This is a genomic window from Neisseria shayeganii, from assembly GCF_014054965.1.
GTDB lineage: Bacteria > Pseudomonadota > Gammaproteobacteria > Burkholderiales > Neisseriaceae > Eikenella > Eikenella shayeganii.
In genome coordinates, this window is record NZ_CP059567.1 from 1026058 (window position 1) to 1053032 (window position 26975).

At 58.3% G+C, this 26975-nt stretch carries 25 protein-coding genes and 1 pseudogene; 14 read left to right on the forward strand and 12 right to left on the reverse strand.

Annotation, left to right across the window (positions count from 1 at the left end; genetic code table 11):
* Positions 1 to 72 precede the first annotated feature (72 nt).
* Positions 73 to 774 carry a class I SAM-dependent methyltransferase gene (locus H3L94_RS05045; RefSeq protein WP_182122929.1) on the reverse strand — a complete coding sequence of 234 codons (702 nt, stop codon included), beginning with the start codon at positions 772 to 774 and terminating at the stop codon, positions 73 to 75.
* 34 nt (positions 775 to 808) lie between these two features.
* On the opposite strand from H3L94_RS05045, the pseudogene H3L94_RS12410 reads away from it, so the two are divergent.
* Positions 809 to 978 (forward strand): annotated as a pseudogene (locus H3L94_RS12410) (lipoprotein signal peptidase).
* 43 nt (positions 979 to 1021) lie between these two features.
* Here H3L94_RS12410 and H3L94_RS05050 read toward each other — a convergent pair.
* The 3 genes from H3L94_RS05050 to ccoG all read right to left on the reverse strand — a co-directional run bounded on the left by H3L94_RS05050 (position 1022) and on the right by ccoG (position 5379).
* On the reverse strand, positions 1022 to 3307 hold the full coding sequence (locus H3L94_RS05050; RefSeq protein WP_182122930.1) for an NADP-dependent malic enzyme: 2286 nt from the start codon (positions 3305 to 3307) through the stop codon (positions 1022 to 1024).
* 75 nt (positions 3308 to 3382) lie between these two features.
* Positions 3383 to 3943 carry a FixH family protein gene (locus tag H3L94_RS05055; protein ID WP_182122931.1) on the reverse strand — a complete coding sequence of 187 codons (561 nt, stop codon included), beginning with the start codon at positions 3941 to 3943 and terminating at the stop codon, positions 3383 to 3385.
* Positions 3940 to 5379, reverse strand: coding sequence for a cytochrome c oxidase accessory protein CcoG (gene ccoG, locus H3L94_RS05060; protein WP_182122932.1), 1440 nt, complete (start codon positions 5377 to 5379; stop codon positions 3940 to 3942). Before ccoG ends, H3L94_RS05055 begins: the two co-directional genes overlap by 4 nt.
* Before the next feature lie 38 nt (positions 5380 to 5417).
* On the opposite strand from ccoG, the gene H3L94_RS05065 reads away from it, so the two are divergent.
* Positions 5418 to 5591: a hypothetical protein gene (locus tag H3L94_RS05065; protein WP_182122933.1), complete on the forward strand. Its 174-nt coding sequence runs from the start codon at positions 5418 to 5420 to the stop codon at positions 5589 to 5591.
* Between the two features lie 24 nt (positions 5592 to 5615).
* Positions 5616 to 6662, forward strand: coding sequence for an N-acetyl-gamma-glutamyl-phosphate reductase (gene argC / locus H3L94_RS05070; protein WP_182122934.1), 1047 nt, complete (start codon positions 5616 to 5618; stop codon positions 6660 to 6662).
* Positions 6663 to 6768: 106 nt separating this feature from the next.
* On the opposite strand, the gene narI is transcribed toward argC, so the two are convergent.
* From narI to narH, 3 genes are read right to left on the reverse strand one after another with little or no spacing between them, the layout of a single operon-like run.
* The gene (gene narI, locus H3L94_RS05075; protein ID WP_054600099.1) at positions 6769 to 7452 is read right to left on the reverse strand and encodes a respiratory nitrate reductase subunit gamma; all 684 of its coding nucleotides are present in this window, start codon (positions 7450 to 7452) and stop codon (positions 6769 to 6771) included.
* Positions 7449 to 8123 (reverse strand): nitrate reductase molybdenum cofactor assembly chaperone, encoded by a 675-nt coding sequence (gene narJ, locus H3L94_RS05080; RefSeq protein WP_182122935.1) that lies wholly within the window; start codon positions 8121 to 8123, stop codon positions 7449 to 7451. The genes narI and narJ overlap by 4 nt, the downstream gene beginning before the upstream one ends.
* The gene (gene narH, locus H3L94_RS05085) at positions 8123 to 9679 is read right to left on the reverse strand and encodes a nitrate reductase subunit beta (RefSeq protein ID WP_182122936.1); all 1557 of its coding nucleotides are present in this window, start codon (positions 9677 to 9679) and stop codon (positions 8123 to 8125) included. The genes narJ and narH overlap by 1 nt, the downstream gene beginning before the upstream one ends.
* A 598-nt stretch (positions 9680 to 10277) precedes the next feature.
* Between narH and H3L94_RS05090 the strand changes: the two genes are divergently transcribed.
* The 7 genes from H3L94_RS05090 (at position 10278) to H3L94_RS05120 (ending at position 18441) form a co-directional block, all read left to right on the forward strand.
* A complete protein-coding gene (locus tag H3L94_RS05090; protein ID WP_182122937.1) occupies positions 10278 to 11015 on the forward strand; it encodes a pirin family protein in 738 nt (245 codons plus the stop codon).
* A 96-nt stretch (positions 11016 to 11111) separates the two neighbouring features.
* Positions 11112 to 11720 carry a nitroreductase family protein gene (locus H3L94_RS05095; protein WP_182123106.1) on the forward strand — a complete coding sequence of 203 codons (609 nt, stop codon included), beginning with the start codon at positions 11112 to 11114 and terminating at the stop codon, positions 11718 to 11720.
* Positions 11721 to 11861: 141 nt separating this feature from the next.
* Positions 11862 to 12545 (forward strand): hydrolase, encoded by a 684-nt coding sequence (locus H3L94_RS05100; protein WP_182122938.1) that lies wholly within the window; start codon positions 11862 to 11864, stop codon positions 12543 to 12545.
* Positions 12546 to 12629: 84 nt separating this feature from the next.
* Positions 12630 to 12851 carry a DUF1427 family protein gene (locus H3L94_RS05105; protein WP_182122939.1) on the forward strand — a complete coding sequence of 74 codons (222 nt, stop codon included), beginning with the start codon at positions 12630 to 12632 and terminating at the stop codon, positions 12849 to 12851.
* Positions 12852 to 14744, forward strand: a complete 1893-nt coding sequence (locus H3L94_RS05110; protein ID WP_182122940.1) for an amidohydrolase — start codon at positions 12852 to 12854, stop codon at positions 14742 to 14744.
* Between the two features lie 746 nt (positions 14745 to 15490).
* Entirely contained in the window at positions 15491 to 17095 is a 1605-nt protein-coding gene (locus H3L94_RS05115) for an MFS transporter (protein WP_182122941.1), read from the forward strand.
* A 440-nt stretch (positions 17096 to 17535) separates the two neighbouring features.
* Complete coding sequence (locus tag H3L94_RS05120; RefSeq protein WP_182122942.1) at positions 17536 to 18441, forward strand: LysR family transcriptional regulator; 906 nt, start codon at positions 17536 to 17538, stop codon at positions 18439 to 18441.
* 77 nt (positions 18442 to 18518) lie between these two features.
* On the opposite strand, the gene H3L94_RS05125 is transcribed toward H3L94_RS05120, so the two are convergent.
* The 4 genes from H3L94_RS05125 to thiL are packed head-to-tail and all read right to left on the reverse strand — an operon-like array spanning position 18519 to position 21007.
* Positions 18519 to 19109: a Z-ring associated ZapG family protein gene (locus tag H3L94_RS05125; protein WP_182122943.1), complete on the reverse strand. Its 591-nt coding sequence runs from the start codon at positions 19107 to 19109 to the stop codon at positions 18519 to 18521.
* A gap of 18 nt (positions 19110 to 19127) precedes the next feature.
* Positions 19128 to 19499, reverse strand: a complete 372-nt coding sequence (gene apaG, locus H3L94_RS05130; protein ID WP_009118083.1) for a Co2+/Mg2+ efflux protein ApaG — start codon at positions 19497 to 19499, stop codon at positions 19128 to 19130.
* 28 nt (positions 19500 to 19527) lie between these two features.
* A complete protein-coding gene (locus tag H3L94_RS05135) occupies positions 19528 to 20031 on the reverse strand; it encodes a phosphatidylglycerophosphatase A family protein (protein WP_182122944.1) in 504 nt (167 codons plus the stop codon).
* The gene (gene thiL / locus H3L94_RS05140) at positions 20024 to 21007 is read right to left on the reverse strand and encodes a thiamine-phosphate kinase (protein ID WP_244958843.1); all 984 of its coding nucleotides are present in this window, start codon (positions 21005 to 21007) and stop codon (positions 20024 to 20026) included. The genes H3L94_RS05135 and thiL overlap by 8 nt, the downstream gene beginning before the upstream one ends.
* 202 nt (positions 21008 to 21209) lie before the next feature.
* Here thiL and H3L94_RS05145 point away from each other — a divergent pair, with 202 nt between their 5' ends.
* Positions 21210 to 22391 (forward strand): acetyl-CoA C-acetyltransferase, encoded by a 1182-nt coding sequence (locus H3L94_RS05145; protein WP_182122945.1) that lies wholly within the window; start codon positions 21210 to 21212, stop codon positions 22389 to 22391.
* A 49-nt stretch (positions 22392 to 22440) separates the two neighbouring features.
* Here the strand turns inward: H3L94_RS05145 and H3L94_RS05150 are convergent, their stop codons facing one another.
* On the reverse strand, positions 22441 to 22578 hold the full coding sequence (locus H3L94_RS05150; protein WP_182122946.1) for a hypothetical protein: 138 nt from the start codon (positions 22576 to 22578) through the stop codon (positions 22441 to 22443).
* Here H3L94_RS05150 and H3L94_RS05155 point away from each other — a divergent pair.
* From H3L94_RS05155 to H3L94_RS05165, 3 genes are all read left to right on the forward strand, one after another.
* A complete protein-coding gene (locus H3L94_RS05155) occupies positions 22577 to 23761 on the forward strand; it encodes an O-succinylhomoserine sulfhydrylase (RefSeq protein ID WP_182122947.1) in 1185 nt (394 codons plus the stop codon). The two genes, H3L94_RS05150 and H3L94_RS05155, sit on opposite strands and share 2 nt — an antisense overlap.
* A 68-nt stretch (positions 23762 to 23829) precedes the next feature.
* Positions 23830 to 25461, forward strand: coding sequence for a GMC oxidoreductase (locus H3L94_RS05160; protein ID WP_182122948.1), 1632 nt, complete (start codon positions 23830 to 23832; stop codon positions 25459 to 25461).
* Positions 25451 to 26854 carry a coniferyl aldehyde dehydrogenase gene (locus H3L94_RS05165; protein ID WP_182122949.1) on the forward strand — a complete coding sequence of 468 codons (1404 nt, stop codon included), beginning with the start codon at positions 25451 to 25453 and terminating at the stop codon, positions 26852 to 26854. The genes H3L94_RS05160 and H3L94_RS05165 overlap by 11 nt, the downstream gene beginning before the upstream one ends.
* Positions 26855 to 26975 lie beyond the last annotated feature (121 nt).

Consider the following 26975-nt stretch of genomic DNA (forward strand, 5'->3'; position numbering starts at 1 on the left):
TGTAGCGGGAACTGGTATATCAGGCTTCAGGCTGACATCAGACCGCTTTGCCAGGTTGGTTGTTCAGACGTCTTAAACCGCCGCTGTAGGAAGGGGTGATGCGCGGCGTAAGCGCCAGGCGGTAAAGCCCAAGTTTTGCCAATACGGCTCGGGTGTTTCGAAACCGCATGTTGTGGCCAAATCGGTCAGATTGCCGGGTGTGAGTGGAAAAAAATCCTGTTGCAAACGCCGTTGTAAGCGGTCGAGTTGGTGGTCGGGCAGGCCTTGGGTGCGGGCATATTGCACCAGGCATTCAGTCTGTCCGCTGCATTGCACGGCCAGATCGGCCAGCAGCAGGGGCGCACTCGGTTTCAAACGGCAGGCGGCTTGCCGCAGCAGCGAACCCTTTTCCCTTATATCGGGCAGGAAGTGCATCACAAACAGGCACAGGGCTGCATCGTATTGGGGCGCCTCCGGCAGCTCTTCCAGCAAACCGTGATGCCAATAGACGGTATTCGGCAAGCAGGCCGCTTTTCGCTTGGCTTGTTCCAGCATGGCAAATGAGGGGTCTAGGGCGGTGAAAGCGGATTGTGGCCGACTATCGGCAAGGGACAGCAGCTCGGTGCCGGTACCGACGCCGATCAATAAGATGCGGGCATCGGCGGGCAGGGGATGCAAGATGGCGGCATTGAGGCGGTGCAGCTCGGCATAGCCGGGAATCAGGCGGGTAATCCGTTGGTCGTATTCGGCTGCGCCTGAGTCTTCGAAGCGTTTTTCGGGTAATGTGGCGTGCATAGAACCGTTGCTGGATGGAAAAAGGCTGAGACCTTTGCAAAACCCCCATCTGCGGCGCATTTCTGCGTTGTGCGCTGCTCGCTCGCTTGCCTATCTTAATGATATGTCTGTCCCACGGGGATTCCTGTGTTCACGCTCGCTGTGCTGCTACGCCTTGAACTGCATCCACATCTGAAGGTTTTGCAAAGGTCTCAGGCTACCTGAACAGCCGTGGGCGGGTTTCAGGTAGCCTGATGGAAAAGGATGGTCAACCGTGTTGGCGTTGGGCGTCAACGGCGGCCAAGGCCACCATATTGACGATGCGGCGCACGGAGGAGATGGGGGTGACGATGTGCACCGGCTTGGCCATGCCCATCAGAATCGGGCCGATGGTCACGCCGTCGGAGGCGGATACGCGCAGCAGGTTGTAGCTGATGTTGGCGGTTTCCACATCGGGCATCACCAACAGATTGGCCGAGCCTTTCAGCGGGGAATCGGGCATGATTTGCTGGCGGATGTTTTCGTTCAGCGCGGCATCGCCTTGCATCTCGCCGTCGATTTCCAACTCGGGTTTGGCGGCCTGAATCAGACCCAGTGCGGTTTGCATTTTGCGGCTGGAGGGCGAATCGATGGAGCCGAAGTTGGAGTTGGCCAACAAGGCCACCTTGGGCACGATGCCGAAGCGTTCCATTTCTTCCACGCACATCAGGGTGCCGGCGGCCAATTGTTCGGCGTTGGGCTCGGCATTCACATAGGTGTCGGTAATGAAGATGCTGCCGCCGCTGAGAATCAGCGCGTTCATGGCGCAGGCGTTGCGCTCGGGATTGTTGTAGCCAATGATTTCTTCCATGATTTGGAAGTGGTCGCGGAAGCGGCCCATGGTGCCGCACACCAAGGCGTCGGCATGGCCCAGATGCACCATCATGGCGCCGATCAGGGTGGTGTTGCCGATCATGCGGCGGCGCGCCATTTCTTCGGTAACACCCTGGCGTTTGCGCAGGCGGTAGTATTCTTCCCAGTACTCGCGGTAGCGCGGGTCGTTTTCATTGTTGACCAGCTCGAAGTCTTTGCCGGCTTGGATGGTGAGGCCGAGTTTTTTCAGGCGTGCTTCGATCACATTGGGGCGGCCGATCAAAATCGGGAAAGCCAGTTTTTGCGACACGATTTGCTGGGCGGCGTGCAGTACGCGCTCGTCTTCGCCTTCGCTCAATACCACGCGCTTGATGTCTTTTTTCGCCTGATTGAACACCGGCTTCATGAACAGATTGGATTTGTACACGAAGTGGTTGAGGGTTTCGACGTAGGCGTCGAAATCGGTAATCGGGCGGGTGGCGACGCCGGAGTCCATGGCCGCTTTGGCTACGGCGGGGGCGATGCGGGCGATTAAGCGCGGATCGAAGGGCTTGGGAATCAGGTATTCGGGGCCGAAGGAAAGCTCGGTGCCCATATAGGCGCTGGCGACTTCGTCGTTTTGCTCGGCCAGCGCCAAGTCGGCAATCGCACGCACGCAGGCCAGCTTCATTTCTTCGTTGATGGTGGTGGCGCCCACGTCCATGGCACCGCGGAAGATGAAGGGGAAGCAGAGCACGTTGTTGACTTGGTTGGGGAAGTCGGAACGGCCGGTGCCGATGATGACGTCGGGGCGGGCGGCTTTCGCTTCGGGCGGCCAGATTTCGGGCTGCGGGTTGGCCAAGGCGAACACCAGCGGTTTGTCGGCCATTTGTTTGAGCATATCGGTGCTCAATACATTGGGGCCGGAGAGGCCGAGGAAGATGTCTTTGCCGGGTACGGCATCGGCCAAAGTGCGTTGGCCGCAGTCGGCCACGGCATAGCGCACTTTGCTTTCGTCCATGCGCTCGCGGTCTTCGCGGGTTTGGAAGATGACGCCTTTGGAGTCGCAAACGGTGATGTGTTCGCGCTTCATGCCCAAGGCCACCAAAAGGTCGAGACAGGCGATGGCGGCCGCGCCGGCGCCGGAGCACACCAGTTTCACTTCGGCAATGTCTTTGCCCACCACGCGCAAGCCGTTCAGCACGGCGGCGGCGGTGATGATGGCGGTGCCGTGTTGGTCGTCATGGAAGACGGGGATGTTGCAGCGCTCGCGCAGTTTTTTCTCGATGTAGAAGCACTCGGGGGCTTTGATGTCTTCGAGATTGATGCCGCCGAAGGTGGGCTCGAGGGAGGCGATGATGTCCACCAGTTTGTCGGGGTCGGTTTCGTTGACTTCGATGTCGAAGACGTCGATGCCGGCGAATTTTTTAAACAAAACGCCTTTGCCTTCCATCACCGGTTTGCTCGCCAGTGCGCCGATGTTGCCCAAGCCGAGCACGGCGGTGCCGTTGGAGATGACGGCCACCAGGTTGCCGCGGGCGGTGTATTTGTAGGAAGCGAGCGGATCTTCATGGATTTCCATGCAGGGCGCGGCCACGCCAGGTGAATACGCCAGCGAGAGGTCGTACTGGGTAGCCAAGGGTTTGGTGGGAGCCACCTGAATTTTGCCGGGACGCGGGAATTCGTGGAAGTCCAGCGCGGCTTGTTTGAGCATATCGTCCATGAGGAATCCTTTTCGGGGTGGGGTGCGGGGCGTTTCAGGTAGCCTTGAGAAACCAGAGGCTACCTGAAAGCGGGATTAGGGGGCCGGTTGGGGGGCGGCCTGATGCATGGGTTGCAGTGTAAGGCTTTGGCCTTGGTTGGTGTCCCACCGGCCCTGCACACGCCATTGGCCGGCTTCGTCTTCTACGCGCACATACCAGTGGTGGGTGGCGGGCAGTGTCTTGAAAACGGCGGTGTATTCTACCTGATTCCCGGACGGGGCGGCATCTCCCTGCCGCTGCAAGACCACGCTTTGGTCGTGTTCGCTGCGGGCAGGGTGCAGCCAGAGCAGGCGCAATTTGCTGCCGGGCTCGATTTGGCCGCTGAGCAGCACTTTGGCGCGGTCGTTGTCGGGATTCACCAGCACTTGGGCGCGGATGCCGCGTGTGGCGGCGGTTTGGTCGCGCTCCAGCTGCAGGCCGATGTTTTTGCCTTCTTTATAGTAGTCGTCGGTGACCATGGAAGGCTTGTTGTAGTTGGCGGCCAGATGGTAGGTATAGAGGGCGGCGAATACAACAATGATGGGGCCGGCGGCCAAAAGCCAGGGCCAGGGTTCACGGTACCAGGGTTTGGCCTTGCGGTTGTTGCTCAAAATCATTCTCCGATAAAGGTGCTTTTTTCGCTAATGGTGCTGCTGTCTTCAGGGTTTTGCGCATCGGTGTAGCGGAAGGTGAAGCGGATGGGGTTGCTGCCTTTTTCCGCATATTCCGGAATCACGGCTACCTGAACGGGCACGGTTAAGGTTTGGCCGCCTTCGAGGCGCAGGCCGTCGGCGGGCAGGCCGGACATCTTGATGTCTTCCAAGCCTTCCACTTCGGCGGTGAGGATTTTCACGTCTTCGCTGGCATTGATGATGCGCAGGTTGTAGGCGTTTTCCAGCCAGCCTTCTTTGTTTTGGCGCACCATCACACCGCGGTCTTTGATCACGTCCACGCGCACGGTTTGGCGGAAGAACAGGCTCACGATCAGGCCGGTGGCCACCAAGGCCAATACTGCGCCGTAACCCACCACGCGCGGGCGCAGCAGACGGCTGGGGATTTTGCTTTCCGGGTATTCTTTGGCCAGTGCGCCTTCGGTGGTATAGCGGATCAGGCCGCGCGGATAATTCATTTTATCCATGATTTCGTCGCAGGCGTCGATGCAGGCGGCGCAGCCGATGCATTGGTATTGCAGGCCGTCGCGGATGTCGATGCCAGTCGGGCATACCTGTACGCACATGGTGCAGTTGATGCAGTCGCCCAGCTCGGTTTCTTCGCGGCTGACATTCTTTTTGCGCGCGCCGCGCGGTTCGCCGCGGGCGGTGTCGTAGGAAATGATCAGCGTGTCGTGGTCGAACATTGCGCTTTGGAAGCGGGCGTAGGGACACATGTGCAGGCACACTTGTTCGCGCATGATGTGGCCCATCAGCCAGGTCATGAAGCCGTAGAAAGCGGCGGCAAACAGTGTAGCGCCTGAAATGGCGGCAAAATTCAGGCTGAAAATATTGGCCGTCAGTTCGCGGATGGGCACAAACCAGCCGGCGAACGTGATGCCGGTCCAGGCGGCGACCAAGAAAATCAGCAGGTATTTGGTGAGCTTGATGCGGATTTTGCGCGCATTCCACGGCTCTTTATCCAGTTTCAGCCGCTTATTGCGGTCGCCTTCCACCAAATGGTCGATCCACAGCATGATTTCGGTATAGACCGTTTGCGGGCAGGCATAACCGCACCACAAACGGCCGGCAATGGTGGTCCACCAAAACAGGCCGAAAGCGGAAAGCAGCAGGATGCCGGTGAGGTAGATCAGATCGCCCGGCACCAAGGTGAGGCCGAAAATATAGAAGTGGCGGCCGGGAATATCGAACCAGACGGCTTGGCGGTCGCCCCACATCAGCCAGGGGATGCCGTAAAACACCAACTGGGTGACCAGGACGGCCAGAATGCGCCAATTGGCGAAGCGGCCTTTTGCCAGCTTGGGGTGGATGCGTTTGCTGCCTTGGTAGAGGCTGATAACTTGTTCTTTTGGCTGTGTCTTTTGCTCGGGTTGCTGACTCATGGCAAAGTGTTCCTAAAACGGTGCCGGTAGCATATATTATGATTTTCATGGTGATGCATGGTGTGGCTGCTCCGGCGATGCGCCGCGATTATACGCCCCTGTCAGGCCGCCTGCCAGCTTTGGGCGGTTTTGTTGTTGATGCCGGGCGAAAGGCTGCTGTGGCCGGGCTTTCAGGCTACCTGAAAAGCCGCTACACTCCGTTTTTTTATTAGAAATGAAATAAGGAACGCGGCATCATGAATCTTCCCTCTCTTCGTGTCGGCATTGTCGGCGCCACCGGCTACACCGGTGTCGAACTGTTGCGTCTGCTGGCCGGCCACCCGCATGCCCAAGTGACGGCGGTAACCAGCCGCAGTGAAGCCGGCGTGCACATTGCCGACTATTTCCCCTCCTTGCGCGGCGTGTACGACTTGGTATTCCAAGCGCCCGATGCCGCGGATTTAGCCGCTTGCGACGTGGTGTTTTTCGCCACCCCGCACGGTGTGGCGATGCGGGATGCGCCGGCTCTGATGGCACAGGGCGTGCGCGTGGTGGATTTGTCGGCCGACTACCGGCTCAAAGATATCCCCACTTGGGAGCATTGGTACGGGATGCCGTTTACCGCCGAAAAAGCTTTGCAGGAGGCGGTGTACGGTTTGTGCGAATTGAACCGGGATGCCATCCGAACCGCCCGCCTGGTGGCCAACCCCGGCTGCTATCCCACCTGCGTGAGCCTGCCGCTGATTCCGCTTTTGAAAGCCGGCGTGGTGAAAACCGGCCGCCCGCTGATTGCCGACTGCAAATCCGGCGTTTCCGGCGCAGGCCGCAAAGCGACAGTAGGCACGCTGTTGTGCGAAGCGGGAGACAACTTCAAGGCTTATGGCGTAGGCGGTCACCGCCACCTGCCGGAAATCCGTCAAACCATTGCCGGCCTGCAAGCGGAGGTGGCCGAACATCTGATATTCGTGCCGCACCTCACGCCGATGATTCGCGGCATGCACGCCACCACTTATGTGCATCTCGCAGAAGGGGCAGATCCGCAGGCGCTGTTGGCGGCTTATTATGCGGACAGCCCTTTTGTCGATGTGATGCCGGCCGGCAGCACGCCGGAAACCCGCAGTGTGCGCGGCAGCAATGTTTGCCGCATCAGCGTGCAACGTGCGCCCGGCAGCGAGGTATGGATTCTTTTGAGCGTGCAGGACAATCTGGTCAAAGGCGCGGCCGGGCAGGCGGTACAGAATATGAACATCATGTTCGGCTTCGACGAACGTGCCGGTTTGCATCACGAGGCTTTGCTGCCTTAAGGCATATCTGCCTAAGGGATTGTGGCGGCTTTGTTCCCGCTTCCGCCATGAAAACAGGCTACCTGAAAGGGTTTCAGGTAGCCTGTTTGCCGGTTGCCGCACTTCATCAACGGCGGCGCACCAACTGCCACGCACGGCCTAAGTAGGTTACGCTGGCAAAGCCGCTCCACACATGCACCAAGCGGGTAAACGGGAAAATCACAAACAAGCCCATACCCATCACCATATGCAGTTTGAACAGGAAATTTACGTCTTCGATATGGCCGGCGGCATCACCGCGGAAGGTAACGATATGCTGCGCCCAAGTCATCAGTTTCACCATTTCGTGGCCGTCGGTATGACCCATGCTCACGAAGATGGTCAGCAAGCCCAAGCCTAAAGTGATGATGAGCCAAATCAGCACCAGTTTGTCGCGCCAAGTGCTGTTGGCGGCCAAACGGTCGCATTTCAGACGGCGTTGCAGCAAAATAACCAAACCGATCATCGCCATCACGCCGAAGATGCCGCCCATCACCATTGCAAAAATCTGCTTGGCTCCGTGCGAAATGCCCAGCGCGTCCCAAAACCATAAAGGCGTGAGCAGGCCGAACAAATGCCCGAAAAACACGGCCAAGATGCCGACGTGAAACAGAATGTTGCCCAAGCGCAATTGGCCTTCATACAGGATTTGGCTGGATTCGCTCTTCCACGAATATTGTTCGCGGTCGAAGCGCACCAGGCTGCCGAAAAAGAAAATCGCCAAGGCTATATAGGGAAAAATGCCGAAAAAGAATTGGTGCAGGGTGTTCATGTTTGCGCTCCTTTTGTGGCCGTCTGAAAAGCGGCTTTAGGATAAAACTGTACGGTTTCTATGCGGGGTTTCAGCAGCGGCTCGGTGCCGGAAATGTCGGGGCCGAACGTTTCCATCGCTTCGTCCATATCGCGCACGGGCGGCTCGACCAGCGGGCGCGGTGCCACCGGGCTGAGTGCGGTAATGCCTTGCAGCAATACGGCGTAAGGAGAACCGCTTTTTTCGAGTTTTCCGCCGATGTGGGCAACCACATGCACGGCATCGCCGAGCAGCTTTTGGGCGTGTTCAGACGGCACTTGGCTTAAATATTCCAGCAGCACGGGCAGGTAATCGGGCAGCTCGTCGTTGCCCAACTCGAAACCGCGGCTGCGGTATTCTTCCAGTAAGTCCACCATAGCGCTGCCGCGGTCGCGGTCTTCGCCGTACACATGCTCGAAGAGATAGAGCGCGTGGTTGCGGTTGCGGTCGAAGGTGGCGACGTAGCGTTCCTGCAATTCACGCAGGCTGTGGCTGTTCAGGTAGCCCAAAAAGCTGTTCAGACGGCCTGCTTGTGCTTGCAGCTCCGGCCATTCTTGCAAGGCCGTCTGAAATTCGGGCAAGGCTTCGATCAGCTCGGCTTCGGGGTAGCACAGCAGCGCGGAAAACCACCGGTAAACAGGATTCGCGCTCATCAGCGTACTCCTTCTTCGCGGTTTTTCTCGGCATCTTTACGCAGGCCGTGGAAGATAATCGGCGTGCCTTTGCGCTTGCCGAACAGGCTTTCTTCGCTGCCTCCGGAACAGCCGTTGCCGAAAGTGAAGCCGCAGCTTGATTTGTCTTCAAAGCTGTTTTCCACCATTTCTTTGTGCGAAGTCGGAATCACAAAGCGGTCTTCATAATTGGCAATCGCCATGATTTGATACATGTCTTCCACCATTTCGGGCGTGAGGCCGGTGCCTGCCAGCGTTTCCTCCGGCGTTTCGCCGTGCACCACTTGGCCGCGCTTGAAACGGCGCATGGCAATCATGCGCTCCAGCGCGAGTTTAATCGGCTCCACTTTACCGGCAGTGAGCAGGTTGGCCAGATAACGCAGCGGAATACGCATTTCGTCCACGCTCGGAATGATGCCGTTTTCGCCCACCAAACCGTTTTCGATGGCAGACTGAATCGGCGATAAGGGCGGGATATACCAAACCATCGGCAAGGTGCGGTATTCGGGGTGCAGTGGGAACGCCACTTTCCACTCCATCGCCATTTTGTACACCGGCGATTGTTTGGCCGCATCAATCCAGCTTTGGCTGATGCCCTGCTTCAAGGCTTCTCGTTGCACTTCAGGGTCGTGCGGATTCAAGAACACGCCCAATTGCTGTTCGTATAAATCCTGCGGGTTGGCTACCGAAGCGGCCTGTTCGATTTTGTCTGCGTCATACAGCAGCACGCCCAAATAACGGATGCGGCCTACGCAGGTTTCGGAACACACGGTCGGCTGGCCGCCTTCGATACGCGGGTAGCAGAACGTGCATTTTTCGGCCTTGCCCGAAGTCCAGTTGTAATAGATTTTCTTGTAGGGGCAGCCGGATACGCACATGCGCCAGCCGCGGCATTTGTCTTGGTCGATCAACACGATGCCGTCGTCTTCGCGCTTGTAAATACTGCCGGACGGGCAGGAAGCCACACAGGTCGGGTTCAAACAATGCTCGCACAGGCGTGGCAGATACATCATGAAGGTTTGCTCAAACGCGGCGTGCATGTCTTTCTGAATGCCTTCAAACAGCACGTCTTTCGCCCGCTTCTCAAACTCGCCTGCTAAATCGTCTTCCCAGTTCGGGCCCCATTCCACTTTGTCCATTTTTTTGCCGGTGAGCACGGAAATCGGACGCGCGGTCGGCGGTGTCGGCATTTTCGGCGCGTTTTGCAGATGCTCGTAGTCGTAGGTAAACGGCTCGTAGTAGTCGTCGATTTTCGGCATATTCGGGTTGGCAAAAATGTTTGCCAAAATCTTCAACTTGCCGCCCTGCTTCGGCACCAGCTTGCCGTCGGGCTTGCGCACCCAGCCGCCGTTCCATTTGTTTTGGTCTTCCCAGTTTTTCGGAAAGCCGATACCGGGCTTGGTTTCCACGTTGTTAAACCACGCATATTCCACGCCGTCGCGCGAAGTCCACACGTTTTTACAGGTAACGGAGCAGGTGTGGCAGCCGATACATTTGTCTAAGTTCAGAACCATGCCGACTTGTGCTCTGATTTTCATGATGGTGTTCCTTTTGGTTTGGTTGTTCAGACGGCCTCTCTAACAGGCCCCAAGGCCGTCTGAACAACAGCTTCGTCAAGTGGTTGCTGTCGTTGTTGTAAAACTTTTTCACAGATAGAAGCTTAGTGGATGGCACACAATAAAAATATGCGCCGAAAGCGCAAATAAAGGCAGCAAAGGAATGTATGGCGGCTGGCTGAAAGGGGGACGGGGATAGTTATTTGGGAGTATGGGATGGGAGGCGGCAATTCCGATTGCTCAGATGATCAAATCATGTGAGTTCCTGCCGTATGCGATTTTGCCTGGCTGTTTAGATCATGCTGAAGCAGAAACCTACGGTTGTACTTCACTCATATTGGGTTAAAAGGCTACCTGAAAGGGTTTTAGCCTATTTATTAACAGGAGAAATATTTTCTGGTTGTTGAAGAGTATATTTTCTAATTGGTCACCAAGGTTTTTTTATAGTGCGCTATTGTTTACTGTGGGTTGATAATTAATTTATCATTCGTGCCTTTTTCTCGGCCGTAGCTGCTCCTATAATTCGCCCCATCTTCAGTTGATAGATTAAAAAAACCAATTAAATTAAAGGGTAAAGAAAATGAAAACTGTATATCACCCGGCCGATTCACGCGGCTTTGCCAATCACGGCTGGCTAAAAAGCGCGCACACTTTCAGTTTCGCCAATTATTACGATCCCGAGCGCATGGGCTTTGGCGTATTGCGTGTGATTAATGATGATTTTGTAGAAGGCGGCCAAGGCTTCGGCACCCACCCGCACCGCGATATGGAAATCATCTCCGTGCCTTTGAGCGGTGATTTGGCCCACCGCGACAGCATGGGCAACGGGAGCATCATCAAAAACGGTGATGTGCAGGTGATGTCGGCCGGTACCGGCGTTACCCACAGCGAAATGAACGCCAACCGCGACCAAGCCGTGAAATTTCTGCAAATCTGGGTGCTGCCACGCAAAAACAACGTGGCGCCCCGCTATCAGCAAATCACGATTGCCAACGAAGCCAAACCCAACGACTTCCAGCAAATCCTGTCGCCGAATGCGGATGACGCCGGTGTGTGGATTCACCAAAACGCTTGGTTCTCGCTGGCGCGGTTTTCAGACGGCACCCAAAAGCGCTACGAGGTAAAACTCGAAGGCAACGGCGTCTATGTGTTCGTCATTAAAGGTAAAGCCAAAGTGGGCGGCATCGAATTGAGCGAGCGAGACGGTCTGGGTCTGTGGGAAACCGACGGCTTTGACGTGGAGGCTTTGGGTGATGCGGAAATCTTGTTGATGGACGTGCCGATGGATGTGGAAGCCAATATCAACCAATTGCACTGAGGCGAATTATCCGAAATGTTATCCAAACTTTTGGGCTACCTGAAAAATAGCGGGCAGCCTGCCAACCAACCTGAAACCAAAAACAAGGAAACCCCCATGTCTGTGATACAAAATTTTCAGCAAGCTGTAGAGAGCCGCCGATCTGTTTACGCGCTGAACAAAAACCTGCCTGTAAGCAAAGAAGAGATCATCAAGATTGTTGAGCACGCTGTTAAGCACACACCGTCTGCATTCAACTCGCAGTCGACCCGCTTTGTGGTGTTGTTTGGCGCCGAGCATGAAAAATTGTGGGACATCACCATTGCCGAGTTGCGCAAAATCGTTCCTGCTGAGAACTTCCAAGCCACTGAAGCCAAGCTGAATATGTTTAAGGCGGCGGCTGGCAGCGTATTGTTTTTTGCGGACGAAAACGTGGTGAAAGGCCTGCAAGAGCAGTTCCCTGCTTATGCCGCTGGCTTCCCCGTATGGGCAGGCCACAGCGATGCCATGAGCCAATATGCCATTTGGACTGCGTTGGCTGCGGTCAACGTGGGCGCCAACCTGCAGCATTACACGCCGATCATCGATGCCGAAGTGGCCAAAACATGGAATTTGCCAGCCAACTGGAAAATGAGCGCCCAGCTCGTATTCGGCGGCATTGCCGAGCCTGCAGGCGATAAGTCTTTTACCCCCGTGGAAGAGCGCCTGAAAGTTTACGGCCTTTAATATTTCAGGCTGGCTTATTGGCCTGAATATACCGCGCAATAATGCGGCAAATTCAGACAGGTTTACGCCTGGGGTCTGCCGCTTTTTTATTGCTTGAAAATCCTGCTAATCATACTTTTTACACACACATGGAGCATCATCATGTCCAACAAATACCTTGAACTCTTGACCCCTGAAAACAGCCAGCTGATTTTCATCGACCAGCAGCCGCAAATGGCGTTCGGCGTGCAGTCCATCGACCGCCAAACCCTGAAAAACAATGTGGTGGCGCTGGCCAAATCCGCCAAGGTTTTCAATATCCCGACCATCATCACCACCGTGGAAACCGATGGTTTCTCCGGCCCCACCTACCCGGAACTGCTCGCGGTTTTCCCTGAAAACAAGATTCTCGAGCGCACCTCGATGAACTCCTGGGACGACCAGAACGTGCGTGATGCGCTGGCATCGAGCGGCCGCAAGAAAGTGATCGTGTCCGGCCTGTGGACCGAAGTCTGCAACCTGGGCTTTGCCTTGGCAGCGGCTGCAGAAGGCGGCTATGAAATCTACATGGTGGCCGACGCTTCCGGCGGCACCTCGGTTGAGGCCCACGAATACGCCATGCAGCGCATGATTCAGGCCGGCATTATTCCGGTGACCTGGCAGCAGGTATTGCTGGAATGGCAACGCGACTGGGCGCGCAAGGAGACTTACGATGCCGTACTGGATATCGTCAAAGAGCATTCCGGCGCCTACGGCATGGGTGTGGATTACGCCTACACCATGGTGCACAAAGCCCCCGAGCGCGTGCAACACGGCGAACGCATCGGCCCCAATCCGGCCAAGTAATCGCTGACTGACTATTGCGACGGCGAAGGTGTGGTTTGCATCAAATCACACCTTTGCTGTTTCATCTGCCCTAAAGAGATATTGATGAAAATGTATGTATTTTCTTTCGGAGCCGGAATATTGGTCGGGGTGGTTTACTATCTGTTGAACGTACGTTCTCCCGCGCCGCCCGTGGTGGCCTTGCTGGGGCTTTTGGGCATGTTGCTGGGCGAACAAATGATTCCGTTCTCCAAACAGTTTTTTTCTCCGCCAGCATCTATCTCCCAAACGGTTCACACACAAGACCATAATCAAAACAAGGAGTAAATGATGACGACACACATCGACACCATTTTCTATAACGGCGACATCACCACGCTGGATAAATCCAAACCGGTTGCCCAGGCCGTTGCCGTTGCCGACGGCAAATTTGCCGCTGTCGGTAGCAACAGCGAGATTTTGGCGTTGGCGGGCGACAATACCCGCCGCATCGACCTGCAAGGCCGCAGCGTTTTGCCCGGCCTGTTCGACAACCACACCCATATCATCCGCGGCGGCCTCAATTACAACATGGAGCTGCGTTGGGACGGCGTGCGCTCGCTGGCCGATGCCATGGCCATGCTCAAAGCACAAGTCGATATTACCCCTGCGCCGCAATGGGTGCGCGTGGTCGGCGGTTTTAGCGAGCACCAATTCATCGAAAAGCGCCTGCCCACCATTGAAGAAATCAATGCGGTTGCCCCCGATACGCCGGTGTTCATCCTGCATTTGTACGACCGCGCCTTGCTCAATGCCGCCGCATTGCGCGCCGTCGGCTACACCAAAGACACCCCCGAACCGCCCGGCGGCGAAATCAAACGCGACTCCAATGGCAACCCCACCGGCCTGTTGCTGGCCAAACCGAATGCCATGATTTTGTATTCGACGCTGGCCAAAGGCCCCAAACTGCCGTTTGACTACCAAGTCAACTCCACCCGCCATTTCATGCGCGAGCTGAACCGCTTGGGCGTCACCGGCGTGATTGATGCCGGCGGCGGCTTCCAAAATTATCCTGACGATTACGAAGTCATCCGCAAGCTGGCCGAAGAAAACCAGCTCACCGTGCGCATCGCCTACAACCTCTTTACGCAAAAACCGAAAGAGGAAAAAGAAGACTTCCTCAAATGGACGTCTTCGGTGACTTACAAACAGGGCGACGATTATTTCCGCCACAACGGCGCCGGCGAGATGTTGGTGTTTTCTGCCGCCGACTTTGAAGATTTCCGCCAGCCCCGCCCCGAGATGCCGCCCGAAATGGAAGGCGAATTGGAAGAAGTGGTGCGCATTCTGGCGCAAAACAAATGGCCGTGGCGTATGCACGCGACTTATGACGAAACCATTACCCGTGCTTTGGATGTATTTGAAAAGGTTAACCGCGATATTCCGCTGGAAGGCATCAACTGGTTCTTCGACCATGCCGAAACCGTGTCGCAAAAGTCCATCGACCGCATTGCCGAGCTCGGCGGCGGTATCGCCGTGCAACACCGCATGGCCTACCAAGGCGAATACTTTGCCGAACGCTACGGCACGGCTGCCGCGGCCAACACGCCGCCGGTGAAACGCATTCTCGAAAGCGGCGTGAAAGTATCGGCCGGTACCGATGCCACCCGTGTGGCCTCCTACAACCCGTGGGTATCCTTGTCTTGGTTGATCAGCGGCAAAACCGTCGGCGGCATGACGCTTTATCCGCAAGCCAATTTGCTCGACCGCGAAACCGCTTTGCGCATGTGGACGGAAAACGTGGCCTGGTTCTCCAACGAAGTCGGCAAGCGCGGCCGCATCGAAGTGGGCCATTTGGCCGACATGATGGTGCCGAGCAAAGACTTTTTCAGCGTGCCGGAAGACGAAATCCCGTTCCTGACCTCGGATCTGACCGTGGTGGGCGGCCGTGTCGTTTACGGCGCAGGCAGCTTCTCTGATTTGGACACCCCGCCGTCGCCCGCCATGCCCGATTGGTCGCCGGTACACAAATATCGCGGCTACGGCGCATGGGGCGACCCCGAAGGTGCCGGCAAAAACTCGCTCGCACCGTTGCGCCAACAGGTCATCGCCTCATGCGGCTGCGCCAGCGCCTGCGGTCTGCACGGCCACGATCACGCCCGCGCCTGGGCATCGTCGGCGCCTGTTTCCGACCTCAAAGGCTTCTTCGGCGCCCTCGGCTGCTCGTGCTGGGCGGTGTAATCCGCTCACTCGAAACGATCGTGAGAAAATTTACCGACAATAAGCGCTTATCGCGAGAAAATTTCTCACTATAAGCGGCTTATCAATGGTAAAAAATCACTATAAACAACACATTTATAGCCAAATAAAAAACAGAACAAAAATGTAGGTTGGCGGGTTTCCCATAAAAATGCAGTCGCATTTTTATGGGGGCCCGGTGGTGAGCCGTCAGGCGAACCCCAACATTTTAGAATTCATTATGTTGGGGTTCGGCAAGCCTCACCCCAACCTACGCCTGATCGAAAAATATAGCGGGGAAGTGGCTATATACAAGGGTGGAAATTGACAGAAACAGTCCCTTCCCCTGCCTTGGCGGGGGAAGGTTAGGATGGGGGTGATGCGAAGCATTTTGATGGATTTCTATGTTTTTCGTTTTTAAACACCCCCACCCCGTCTTTCTCGTCCTGCGGACGAGCTGGCAAGCCAGTCGCCCCGCAAGCGGGGGAGGGTAATAGTCTGTCACTTCACAGAAAATTTTGATGAATAGTTCAAAATGATCACCCTCTTATCCCGAGCTCAGGTTTTATAAAATCAAATGTAGACCGGGTTAGCGACGCAGCCGCGTCACCCGGCGCAATGATTGAAATGCTTGCCGGGTGATGGTGCTTTGCACCTAACCCACCCTAAAGCCACGCAGCTTTTTCAGGTAGCCCTATCTGCCTGCCCCCTCGACACACGCATTTATCCTTTACCAACCCGAGACAACCATGACCCAAACCCCTCCTCCTGCCGCCAATACTGCCGGCAGCAGCTTCGCCCCCTTGCGGCAAACCCTGTTTGTGGTGCTGTGGATCGCCACCATTTTGGGCAACACCGGCAGCTTTATCCGCGATGTCGCCAGCGCCTGGCTGATGACCGATTTGTCGCCTTCGCCCGCCGCCGTTGCCATGGTGCAGGTCGCCGCCACTTTGCCGGTATTTCTGCTTGCCATTCCCGCCGGCGTGCTGTCCGATATTCTCGACCGCCGCAAATTTTTGATCGGCATCCAGATTCTCCTTGCCAGCGTCAGCGCCGGCCTGATGCTGCTCTCGGCCAGCGGCATGCAGTCCGTTATCTCGCTGATTGTCTTTACCTTCTTGGGTGGCATCGGCGCCGCGCTGATGGGGCCGACCTGGCAGGCCATCGTGCCGGAGCTGGTGGAGAAAAAAGACCTGAAAAACGCCGTGGCGCTGAACTCCCTCGGCGTGAACATTTCCCGCGCCATCGGCCCCGCCCTCGGCGGGCTGATTCTCGCCAGCGCCGGTGCGGCATTTGCCTACGGCGCGGACGTGTTGAGCTATGTGTTCGTCATCTGCGCCCTGTTGTGGTGGAAGCGCCCGAAAACCCAGCGCGACGAGCTGTCCGAACAATTCGGCGGCGCATTCCGCGCCGGCTTGCGCTATGTGCGCGCCAGCCGCGAGCTGCACATCGTCTTGCTGCGCGCATTCGTGTTCTTCGCCATCGCCAGCTCGGTGTGGGCGCTGCTGCCCCTGGTAGCACGCCAGCTCCTAAACGGCAGCGCCGGTTTTTACGGCATCCTGCTCGGCGCGGTCGGCGCGGGCGCAATTATCGGCGCAGTCATCATGCCGCGCCTGCGCAGCCGCTTGAGCGCCGACGGCTTGCTGCTTTTGGCGGCAGGCGTCACCGCGTCGGTGATGGCCGTGTTGGCCGCCGCCCCTCCGAAATGGCTGGCCATTGCCGTCTTGCTGCTGCTCGGCGCGGCGTGGATTACCGCGCTGACCACCCTCAACGGCGTGGCGCAAAGCATTCTGCCCAACTGGGTGCGCGGCCGCTCGCTGGCGGTATACCTCACCGTATTCAACGGCGCGATGACCGCCGGCAGCCTGCTCTGGGGCAGCGTCGCCAGCCTGATCGGCATTCCCTATACCCTGCTGGCCGGCGCGGCGGCATTGGTGGTTTCCGCCCTGATTGCGCACCGCATCAAACTGCCGCAAGGCGAAAGCGACTTAAGCCCCTCCAACCATTGGCCCGAACCGCTCACCGCCTCGCGCCCCGCCAACGACCGTGGCCCGGTGCTGATTCAAATCGAATACCGCATCCGCCCCGAAGACCGTGACGATTTCCTCAAGGCCATTACCGCCCTTTCCGGCGAACGCCGCCGCGACGGCGCCTACCAATGGGGCGTGAGCGAAGACACCGCCGATCCGACCCTGATGCTGGAATGGTTCCTGGTCGAATCCTGGGCGGAACACCTGCGTCAACACCAGCGCGTGTCAAAAAGCGACGCCGACCTGCAGGACGCCATCCGCCGTTTCCACCAAGGGGAGAACCCGCCGCAAGTGCGTCATTTTGTTTCTTGTACCAAACCGTGAAGTTTGTTCCGGGCTGAACGGTCAAAATCAGTCGGCTACCTGAAATAAAGATTTCAATTTATAGGATAAAGGAGAACAATGTCCGTTTCGGCTGCTTAGACGAGAGATGGGTAGGCGCGCTTAGATCAATGTCCATTGCGGGTTGTGAGGATATGGTGGCGGTGAGTGGGTCATCTTTTAGGCATGTTACAGTAGCGTTGTTTAAGGAAACTGCACAGTAATAATCAAATCAGTTTTGATGGTTGGAGCATCATTGAGGGCGTGTCCTCAATTATCGTTGTGGCGCTGGGCTCAGAAATTTCCGCCTACGCCGCCTGAAAAGCTTGTTAAGATGCCCAGTCTTGCTGTACGGACAGGTGTGACCGGCCGGCGAAAAAATTTTCCTCAACAAACTCCGCCGCCCGGACAAATATCAATGGCCCCTGGCTCAAGGAGCGATTTTGGATACTTTTTTAAGCATGAAAGTTTTTCGCCAAGTAGTTGAAAACGGCAGTTTCACTAAAGCGGCGCAACGAATGGATTTGTCTGCGGCCATGGTCAGCAAGCATGTGCGCCATTTGGAAAGCAGTATTGGCGCAAAACTCTTGCTGCGCAATACCCGCAGTTTGAGTTTAACGGAAGCGGGGGCCGAGTATTACCGCCAATGTGCCTATGCTCTGGATACCTTGGAGCAGGCCGCTCAGAAGGCGGCCTCCGGTGTAGAACAGGCTCAGGGTTTATTGCGGCTGACGGCACCGGTGTGGTTTGCCTCCTCGCAATTTGCCCGTTGGTTGAACGAATATTCCGAAGCGTTTCCCGATATTACCTTGGAAGTGGTTTTAGACAACCGGCACAAAGATTTAGTGGGCGACGGATTCGACCTTGCTTTACGTGCATCTGACGAACCTTCGCCCTCTCTGATCGTACGCAGGCTTGGCACGGTCAATATGTTGCTGTGTGCGTCGGCAAGTTTTGTCGAGCGTTACGGCCTACCCAAAACTTTGGCACAAGCGGCAGCCTGTCCTGCTGTTTTGCCTGAATATGTCGATATGAGGGTGCGCACGCTTCGCCACCTGATCAGCGGCGAAAGTGAGGAATTACGGCTGAAGCCCGTGTTTACCAGCAACAACAGCGTCATGGTTTATCAGATGATTTTGGCGGGGCGGGGCATAGGCTACGGACCAGACTGTTTGATTTGCGATGACTTGGCCCAAGGTAGATTGGTTCGTTTGCTGCCCGATTATTCGATGCCTTCCCATCCGCTTTATGCGGCTTATGCCGACCGGCAGTATCTGAGTGCGAAGGTTCGCAGTTTTATGGATTTTATTGGTGACAAACTGGGCCAGCCCAATCCATTTTTGCGGTGAAGGTGAAAGTAAAAAACTGGGGCTGCCTTAGAGCAGCCCCGATTTATTTGCAGAATGGATTCGAAAAAGCGGTGCACCTAATTTTTGTTGGCGGGAGTTTCGGCCTGAGCGGGCGGGGCGTCGAAAACGGGTGCCGCGTTGCTGGCGGCGTTGATGCCGTCCAAGCTGTTGGGTGGTATATCGTTCGCTTCAGCCGGGCGGGTGTCGAATACCGGAGCGGCGTTGCTGGCGGCATTGATGTCGTCCAAACGGTTTTGCGGCAGTTCGGGCACGTCGGTGGGCAGCGGGTCGGCCGGGGTGGTGGTGTCGGGGTTGGCCTGCTCGGCGGCGGTATCGGCGGTTTGCTGGCTGAGGTAGGCGAGGGTAACGGCCTGTCCGCTGCGTTTTTCCAGCTGACTGCGGTAGCTTTCCTGGCTCATCAGGGTTTCGGCGCCACGGCTCAGATGGGTAAAGACTTTTTGGTAGCTGCGCGTGAGTTCGTCTACCGCATCGGCGGTGTCGATGAAGTGGCGCTCGACTCCCTGACGGTAGGTTTGCAATTCCTGACGGGCGGCATCCAATTCGGTTTTGTCTTGTTTTTTAGCGCGGGTGAGCAGCCACGTGAAGCCGGTGCCGATCAGAAAGCCGCCGATGCCGGTGAGCAGGAGTTGTTGGGTCAGGTCGTTCATGAGGGCTCCTTTGTGGGTTTATTGTAGGGTGAATTCGGCTTTGAGCGAGAAGGGCTCGATGGGCGCCCAGGCTTGGCTGCCGTCGGCAATTTCAAATAGATAGCGGCCGCTCATTTCGCCCCACGGGGCGTCGAGAATGACCGAGCTGCTGTATTCGAATATCTGGCCGGGCAGCAGGCGCGGCTGTTCGCCCACCACGCCGGCGCCTTCTACGGTTTGCCGTTTGCCGTGGGCGTCGGTGATGTCCCAATGGCGGCGGCGCAGGGTAACGGTTTCCGGGCTGCGGTTTTGGATGGTGATGTGGTAGGCGAAAGCATAGCGGTCGCGCATCACGTCGCTGAGGTCGGGGCGGTACTCGGAGGCTACCTGAATGCCGATTTCGATGATCATCTGGGTGTCTGGCCAAAAGAAACGGCAGTCATTGTAACAAATAAGCCGCGCCCTGCAAGACGGCCAGCGTGAGCAGGGCGGCGATGAGGTCGTCAAGCATCACGCCCAAGCCGCCGCCGACCCGTTGGTCGAACCAGCGAACGGGCGGCGGTTTGACGGCGTCGAACAGGCGGAACACGCCGAAAGCGGCCAGCCACCACGCCCAATGCGGCGGGGTGAAGGCCAACACCAGTAGCATGGCGGCGATTTCGTCCCACACGATGCCGCCGTAGTCGTGCACGCCCAGCGCGGCTTCGGTGCGGTTGCAGATGGGGATGCCGGCGGCAAACAGCAGCAAGGCGATGGCGGCCAGCCCCCAGCCATGGATGCCCAGCGTCATCAGCCCGGCGACCATGGGCAGGGCGGGCAGGGTGCCGAAGGTGCCGGGCGCCACGGGGGCGAGACCGCTGCCGAAGCCGAAGCCGAGCAGGCAGACGGGCCGGCGCAGCAGCCAGCGGAAGGTGGGACGGAAAGCGGGGGCAGTTTTAGGCAAAGTGGTCGTATCCTTGTTTGGCCAGTTTGAGTTCGCTGCCATCGGTGCGCACGGTTTTCAGGTAGCCTGTGTCGGTAATGCGGCCGATGCGGGCCACCGGGGTGCGGCTGTGTTCGGCGGCGGCGAGAATATGGGGGCGCCGTTCGGGCGCGGCGGTAAAGAGCAGTTCGTAGTCGTCGCCGCCGGCCAGGATAAAGTCGTCATACAGCGCTTCGGGCAGGCAGTCGCGCAGGCCGGGCAGGGTGGGAATGCGGTCGGCCTCCAGCAGGGCGCCGACTTTCGAGGCGGCGAGAATGTGGCCCAAGTCTTGCGCCAAGCCGTCGGAAATGTCTTGCGCGGCGTGTGCCAGCGGCAGCAGGGCTTGGCCGAGCGCCACGCGCGGTTGCGGGCGCAGACGGGCGGCTTCGCAGTCGGCCAACAGGTTTTCAGGTAGCCTCACGCGCTGCCAGATGTGGTTGAGCGCGGCGGCGGCCAGGCCGACGCGGCCGGATACCCAAATATCGTCGTCCACTTGTGCGCCGCTGCGGCGCAAGCCTTGGCCCTGCGGCACTTCGCCGATAATGGTGATGTTGAAGACCCAGTCGCCGCGGGTGGTGTCGCCGCCAATCAGGCTGATGCCGTATTGTTTCAGCATGCCAAACAGGCTACCTGAAAAGCGTTGCAGCCAGTTTTCTTCCAGGTGGGGCAGGGCGGCGCTGAGCAACACCCAACGCGGCACGGCGCCCATGGCGGCCATGTCGGAAATATTCACCGCCAGAATTTTATGGGCCAGGTCTTCGGGGGCGACGTCGGCGAAAAAATGCCGTCCGGCCAGCAGCATGTCGCTGCTATAGCAAAGGTCGAAACCGGCACGCGGGCGTACGATGGCGGCGTCGTCGCCGATGCCGAGCAGCACGTCGGCATCCTGCTGCGGCATGGCCTGCAGGTGGCGGCGGATAAAGTCGAATTCTCCCGGCATGGCGGCGGTTTCTCCCATCTGAAAGCGCGCATCATAACACGCGCGGGAAGCAGCGTCGGGTGGCCGGACGGAAGTGTCGGATTCGCATGGCGAATCGGTTAAGAAAGGTTTACACGCAGTCGAATTTATACGCTAAAATCAGCGCGGCTTTCGGCATTCCGATCTTGCCGGGGGCGGCTCAGCCCGCCCGACTGAACCCCGAATTAAAGGAGATTGAAAGATGAAAGAAGTGGTGATTGTGGCCGCCAAACGCACGGCCATCGGCAATTTTTCCGGCAGCTTGGCCGGCGTCGGCGCCCCTGAGTTGGGTGCGACTGTAATCAAAGCCTTGTTGGAGGAAACCGGCGTGAAGCCCGAAGCGGTGGATGAAGTCATCCTCGGTCAGGTGCTGACCGCCGGCGTGGGCCAAAACCCCGCCCGTCAGGCCGCTTTGAAAGCCGGCTTGCCCAATACCGTGCCCTGTTCTACGCTCAATGTGGTGTGCGGTTCCGGCCTGCGTTCCACCCACTTGGCGGCGCAAGCGATTGCCTTGGGCGATGCCGACATCGTGATCGCCGGCGGCCAGGAAAACATGAGCCAGGCGCCCTATTTGCTGCCCGGCATGCGCAACGGCCAACGCATGGGTGACGGCAAAGTGGTGGACAGCATGGTGTACGACGGCCTGACCGATGTTTACAACCAATACCACATGGGCATCACCGCCGAAAACATTGTGGAAAAATACGGCATCAGCCGCGAAGAGCAAGACCAGCTGGCGCTGACTTCGCAAAACCGCGCCGAAGCCGCCCAAGCCGCCGGCAAGTTTAAAGACGAAATCACGCCGGTGAGCATTCCGCAACGCAAAGGCGATCCGATTGTGTTCGACAGCGACGAATTCATCAAAAAAGGCGCCACCATCGAAACCATCTCCAAACCGCGTCCGGCCTTTAAGAAAGACGGCACCGTTACCGCCGCCAACGCTTCCGGCATCAACGACGGCGCCGCCGCCGTGCTGATGATGTCTGCCGAGAAAGCCGCCGAGCTGGGCCTGAAGCCGCTGGCCAAAATCAAAGCCTACGCCATGGACGGCTGTGCGCCCGAAATCATGGGCATGGGCCCGGTGGGCGCGGTGAAGAAAACCCTGGCCAAAGCCGGTTGGAGCCTGGACGAAGTGGACCTGATCGAAGCCAATGAAGCCTTTGCCGCCCAAGCCTTGGGCGTGGCCAAAGAGCTGGGCTTTAATTTGGACAAAGTCAACGTCAACGGCGGGGCGATTGCGCTGGGCCACCCGATCGGCGCTTCCGGCTGCCGCGTATTGGTAACCCTGCTGCACGAAATGCAGCGCCGCGACGCGAAAAAAGGTTTGGCTACCTTGTGTATCGGCGGCGGCATGGGCGTGGCCCTGGCCGTAGAACGCGCTTAAGCCGCCTGTTTTCGGTAACAGACCACGGCTGCCGCTTGCGGCAGCCGTTTTATTGGCCCGCCGCTGCGGCAACGGTTTCCCACGATGTACAAAAAAGGTATGCTTCGGGCTTTTCAGGTAGCCTCATCGGCAACATCAGGCTACCTGAAAAGCCTGACACCATCTGAACCATCAAAGATTCGAACATGACCCGCAAACTCCATCCGCAAACCCTGGCCGTGCGCGCCGGCAAAGAACAAACCGCTTATAACGAACACCATCAGGCGCTGTTTTTGAGCAGCAGTTTTATGTTTGACAGCGCCGCCGACGGTGCCGCCCTGTTTGCCCAACAGAAAGAAGGCTTTACCTATTCGCGCACCGCCAACCCCACCGTGGCCGCCTTTCAAAAACGCATGGCGGTATTGGACGGCGCCGAGGCGGGCATCGCCACCGCCACCGGCATGGCCGCGGTGCAGGCCGCCATCCTCACCTTTCTCAGCGCCGGCGACCATTTGATCGCCAGCCGCAGCCTGTTCGGCACCACCATGGGTTTTCTCACCGGCCACGTGAGCCGTTTCGGCATCGAGATCACGCTGGTGTCGCAAACCGATTTGGCCGAATGGCAGGCCGCCATCCGCCCGAATACCAAAATGTTTTTTCTGGAAACCCCGTCCAACCCGCTCAACGAAGTGGCCGATTTGGCGGCGCTGGCCGAAATGGCGCACGCTTGCGGCGCCTTGCTGGCGGTGGACAACAGTTTCTGCTCCTCCGCTTTACAGCAGCCGCTCGCCTTCGGTGTCGATCTGGCGATTCAATCGGCCACCAAGGCGGTGGACGGACAAGGGCGGGTACTGGGCGGCATCGTGTGCGGCCGCGCCGATTTGGTGAAACAGATGGCGTTGTATGTGAATGCCGCCGGTTTGGCGCTGTCGCCCTTCAATGCCTGGGTGCTGCTCGGCGGCAGCGAAACCCTGCTGCTGCGCCTAGAGCGCCAATGCCAAAACGCGCAGCGGCTGGCCGAATGGCTGGGTGCACAGCCGCAAGTGCAAAACGTGTATTACAGCGGCTTGCCCGATCACCCGCAGGCGGCCTTGGCGGCCAAACAGCAGCAGGCTGGCGGCATTGTGGTGGCGTTTGAAGTGCGCGGCGGGCAGCAGGCGGCCTGGCAGGTAATCGACCGCGTGGAAATTTTTTCCAAAACCGCCAATCTGGGCGACGTGCGCTCCACCATCACTCATCCCTGGACCACCACCCACGGCAAAATGACGCCGGAAGCCAAACAGGCCGCCGGCATCGGCGATGGCCTGCTGCGTTTGGCGGTGGGCTTGGAATATGCCGACGATTTGATTGCCGATTTACAGCAGGCGCTGGCCGGTTTGGCCGCCGAGTAAGTGTTCAGACGGGCTCGGCTGCGACGGTCTCAGGCAGCCGGGCTACCTGAAAACAGATGGACAACGGGATGACAGAAAACGGCTTCGATACCGATTGTTTTATTGTCGGCTCCGGCTTCGGCGGCAGCGTTTCCGCTTTGCGGTTGGCCGAGAAAGGCTACCGCGTGCTGCTGGCCGAGCAGGGGCGGCGCATCACGTCGGAGAACATGCCCCAAAGCACGGGCGACTGGCGCCGCTTCTTGTGGCTGCCGGCCTTGGCCTGCCGCGGCTTTTTTTCTTTGCGCTTGTTCAAACATATGCTGGTACTGCACGGCAATGCGGTGGGCGGCGGTTCGATTACCTATGCCAACACGCTGCTGGTGCCGCCGCAGGAAGTCTGGCGGCAAGGCACCTGGGCGGGTTTGCGCGATTGGGCGGCGGAAATGCCCGCACACTACCGCACCGCCCAGCAGATGTTGGGCGTAACCGACAATCCGCTTTTGGCCGATGCCGACCGCCTCTTACAGCGTTTGGCGGACGAAAACGGCATCGGCGGCAGTTTTTACCGCACCCGCGTGGCGGTGTACTTCGGCGGGCAAGACGAACACGCTCAGAAGATGGTGGACGGCGACCCCTATTTCGGCGGCAATGGGCCGGCACGGCAACCGTGTTGCGCTTGCGGCGGCTGCATGGTGGGCTGCCGCCACCGGGCGAAAAATTCGCTGGACTACAATTATCTGTATTTGGCCGAACGGCTCGGCGTGCGCGTGTTGCCGCAAACCCGCGTGCTGCGCATCGAGCCTTTGGGCGCGGCGGCGGACGGCAGCGCCGGCTACCGCATCACCGTCAAGCCGCACAGGCTACCTGAACGGCACTACATCGCCGCGCAGGTGATTGTGTCGGCCGGCAGTTTGGGCACCCAACAACTGCTGTTTGCCATGAAAGAACAGGGCTGCCTGCCCAAGCTCTCCGATGCCCTCGGCCGCCATGTGTTCACCAATGCCGAATCGCTGATCGGCATCCGTTTCCCCGGCTGCAGCGAAGACTTTTCGCGCGGCATCGCCATCGGCTCGGGCATCCATCTGCCCGACGGCACCCACATCGAAGCCACCCGTTTCCCCGACGGCTCCAACATCGTCAGCCTGTTGGGGACGCTGATGAACCACAGCCTGGCCGGCCGGTTGAGTGTCCGCCGCTGGCTGGCGGCCTTTGCCTGGGCTTGGCTAACGCGCCCGCAGCGGATGTGGCGGGCCTTGCGGCCGAAAAACATGGCGCGCGAGTCGGTGGTGTTTTTGTGCATGCAGACGGCGCCGCAGCCTTTGCGCATGGTGTGGAAGCGGCGCCGCTGGTGGCCGTTTTCCCGCACGCTGGCCACCGAAGGCGCGCCGATTCCTGCTTCGATTCCCGCCGCCAGCGACTTTACCTTCCGCGCCGCGCAACAACACGGCGGCGAGGCGTTTGCCTGTTTGTCGGATGTTTTTTTGAATATTCCGGCTACCGCACACTGCATGGGCGGCGCCGCCTTGGCCGATTCGCCCCGGCAGGGCGTATGCGACCGCGACCATCGTGTGTTCGGCTACCAAAACCTCTACATCATTGACGGATCGAATATTTCCACCAACCTCGGCGTCAATCCCAGCCTGACCATTGCCGCAATGGCCGAAGCGGCTGTTAGCCGGATGCCGCCCAAACACCCGGCAGGAGCCGCCGATGCCGCCTGAAAACCTATCCGCCCTATTTGACCGCCTGCGCCGGGCGGCCGATGCGCAAACCGAAGTGCCTTGGCTGTTGCGGCAAGACCGCTTGCAGCGTCTGGCCAAAATGCTGCGCGAACAGCGCTTGGCCATCGCCGAGGCGATTGATGCCGACTTTTCCGGCCGCAGCCGCCACGAAACCGATTTGCTGGAACTGTTTCCGTCCTTGGCCGGCATCCGCCATGCCCTCAAACACGGCAAGAAATGGATGCGGCCGCGCAAAGTGGCGACCGAGTGGTATTTTTGGCCGGGTAAAAGCCGCATTCTGCCGCAGCCTTTGGGACTGGTGGGCATTGTCTCGCCGTGGAACTACCCCTTGTATTTGGTGGCCGGGCCGCTGACCGGTGCGTTTGCCGCCGGCAACCGCGCCATGGTGAAAGTATCGGAATTCACGCCGGCGTTCGCCCGCTGGCTGGCCGATGCCGCCCCCCGTTATTTTGCGGAAGACGAATTGGCGGTGGTGTGCGGCGGTGCCGATACCGCCGCCGCATTCACGGCCTTGCCGTTTGACCATTTGCTGTTTACCGGCTCTACCGAAATCGGCAAAAAAGTGATGCGTGCCGCCGCCGAGCATTTGACGCCGCTGACCTTGGAATTGGGCGGCAAATCGCCCACTTTGTTGTTGGAAGACGCGGATATCCGCGCCGCGGCGGCCAGGGTGATGAGCGGCAAACTGGTGAATGCCGGCCAAACCTGTATCGCCCCAGATTATGTGCTGTTGCCCGAAGCGGCCAAAACCGATTTTGTGGCCGCCGCCAAGCAATGGGTGGCGGCGCATTACCCGCAGTTGGCGGACAATCCCGATTACAGCCGCATCATCAACCCCGATCAGCACCGGCGCCTTACAGGCTACCTGAAACAGGCGCAGCAGAGCAGGGCGCAAGTGATGGCGCTCGGCGCATCTGCCGAAGGCGAAAGCGGCACGACCCTGCTGCCGCCTTATCTGGTGTGGGACGCACCGGAGGATTGCCGTTTGATGCAGGAGGAGATTTTCGGCCCCTTGCTGCCGCTGGTGGGGTATCAAAGCCTGGACGATGCGCTGGCCTACATCCGCGCCCGTCCGCGCCCCTTGGCACTGTATGTTTTCGGCCGCAATCCGAAGGAGATTGAGCGGGTGTTGCGGCAGAGTGTGGCCGGCGGAGTCACGGTAAACGATACGCTTTTGCACATTGCCCAGGACAATCTGCCCTTCGGCGGCGTCGGGCCTTCCGGCATGGGTGCCTACCACGGTCAAGCGGGCTTCGATACGTTTTCGCATTTGAAACCGGTGTTTTACCAAGCCCGCTTCAACAGCATGGGCCTGCTGGCGCCGCCTTACGGCCGGGTGTTCCGCCTGCTGCTGAAGGTTTTGCTGCGTTAGGGCCGGTTGAGCATCCGCCTCACGGCGGTATTTGGGTAAAAAAACTCCGCTGACTTCGGCAGAAATGCGCGCAAGATGCACCTTCTTGCTGCGTTGGCTGGTTTGATTAGCACAGCGTATC

Excerpts from the sequence above, each read along its gene's own strand:
- H3L94_RS05045 (WP_182122929.1), bottom strand. The coding sequence starts at position 774 with ATGCACGCCACATTACCCGAAAAACGCTTCGAAGACTCAGGCGCAGCC.
- H3L94_RS05050 (WP_182122930.1), bottom strand. The coding sequence starts at position 3,307 with ATGGACGATATGCTCAAACAAGCCGCGCTGGACTTCCACGAATTCCCG.
- H3L94_RS05055 (WP_182122931.1), bottom strand. The coding sequence starts at position 3,943 with ATGATTTTGAGCAACAACCGCAAGGCCAAACCCTGGTACCGTGAACCC.
- ccoG (WP_182122932.1), bottom strand. The coding sequence starts at position 5,379 with ATGAGTCAGCAACCCGAGCAAAAGACACAGCCAAAAGAACAAGTTATC.
- H3L94_RS05065 (WP_182122933.1), top strand. The coding sequence starts at position 5,418 with ATGATTTTCATGGTGATGCATGGTGTGGCTGCTCCGGCGATGCGCCGC.
- argC (WP_182122934.1), top strand. The coding sequence starts at position 5,616 with ATGAATCTTCCCTCTCTTCGTGTCGGCATTGTCGGCGCCACCGGCTAC.
- narI (WP_054600099.1), bottom strand. The coding sequence starts at position 7,452 with ATGAACACCCTGCACCAATTCTTTTTCGGCATTTTTCCCTATATAGCC.
- narJ (WP_182122935.1), bottom strand. The coding sequence starts at position 8,123 with ATGAGCGCGAATCCTGTTTACCGGTGGTTTTCCGCGCTGCTGTGCTAC.
- narH (WP_182122936.1), bottom strand. The coding sequence starts at position 9,679 with ATGAAAATCAGAGCACAAGTCGGCATGGTTCTGAACTTAGACAAATGT.
- H3L94_RS05090 (WP_182122937.1), top strand. The coding sequence starts at position 10,278 with ATGAAAACTGTATATCACCCGGCCGATTCACGCGGCTTTGCCAATCAC.
- H3L94_RS05095 (WP_182123106.1), top strand. The coding sequence starts at position 11,112 with ATGTCTGTGATACAAAATTTTCAGCAAGCTGTAGAGAGCCGCCGATCT.
- H3L94_RS05100 (WP_182122938.1), top strand. The coding sequence starts at position 11,862 with ATGTCCAACAAATACCTTGAACTCTTGACCCCTGAAAACAGCCAGCTG.
- H3L94_RS05105 (WP_182122939.1), top strand. The coding sequence starts at position 12,630 with ATGAAAATGTATGTATTTTCTTTCGGAGCCGGAATATTGGTCGGGGTG.
- H3L94_RS05110 (WP_182122940.1), top strand. The coding sequence starts at position 12,852 with ATGATGACGACACACATCGACACCATTTTCTATAACGGCGACATCACC.
- H3L94_RS05115 (WP_182122941.1), top strand. The coding sequence starts at position 15,491 with ATGACCCAAACCCCTCCTCCTGCCGCCAATACTGCCGGCAGCAGCTTC.
- H3L94_RS05125 (WP_182122943.1), bottom strand. The coding sequence starts at position 19,109 with ATGAACGACCTGACCCAACAACTCCTGCTCACCGGCATCGGCGGCTTT.
- apaG (WP_009118083.1), bottom strand. The coding sequence starts at position 19,499 with ATGATCATCGAAATCGGCATTCAGGTAGCCTCCGAGTACCGCCCCGAC.
- thiL (WP_244958843.1), bottom strand. The coding sequence starts at position 21,007 with ATGGGAGAAACCGCCGCCATGCCGGGAGAATTCGACTTTATCCGCCGC.
- H3L94_RS05145 (WP_182122945.1), top strand. The coding sequence starts at position 21,210 with ATGAAAGAAGTGGTGATTGTGGCCGCCAAACGCACGGCCATCGGCAAT.
- H3L94_RS05155 (WP_182122947.1), top strand. The coding sequence starts at position 22,577 with ATGACCCGCAAACTCCATCCGCAAACCCTGGCCGTGCGCGCCGGCAAA.
- H3L94_RS05150 (WP_182122946.1), bottom strand. The coding sequence starts at position 22,578 with ATGTTCGAATCTTTGATGGTTCAGATGGTGTCAGGCTTTTCAGGTAGC.
- H3L94_RS05160 (WP_182122948.1), top strand. The coding sequence starts at position 23,830 with ATGACAGAAAACGGCTTCGATACCGATTGTTTTATTGTCGGCTCCGGC.
- H3L94_RS05165 (WP_182122949.1), top strand. The coding sequence starts at position 25,451 with ATGCCGCCTGAAAACCTATCCGCCCTATTTGACCGCCTGCGCCGGGCG.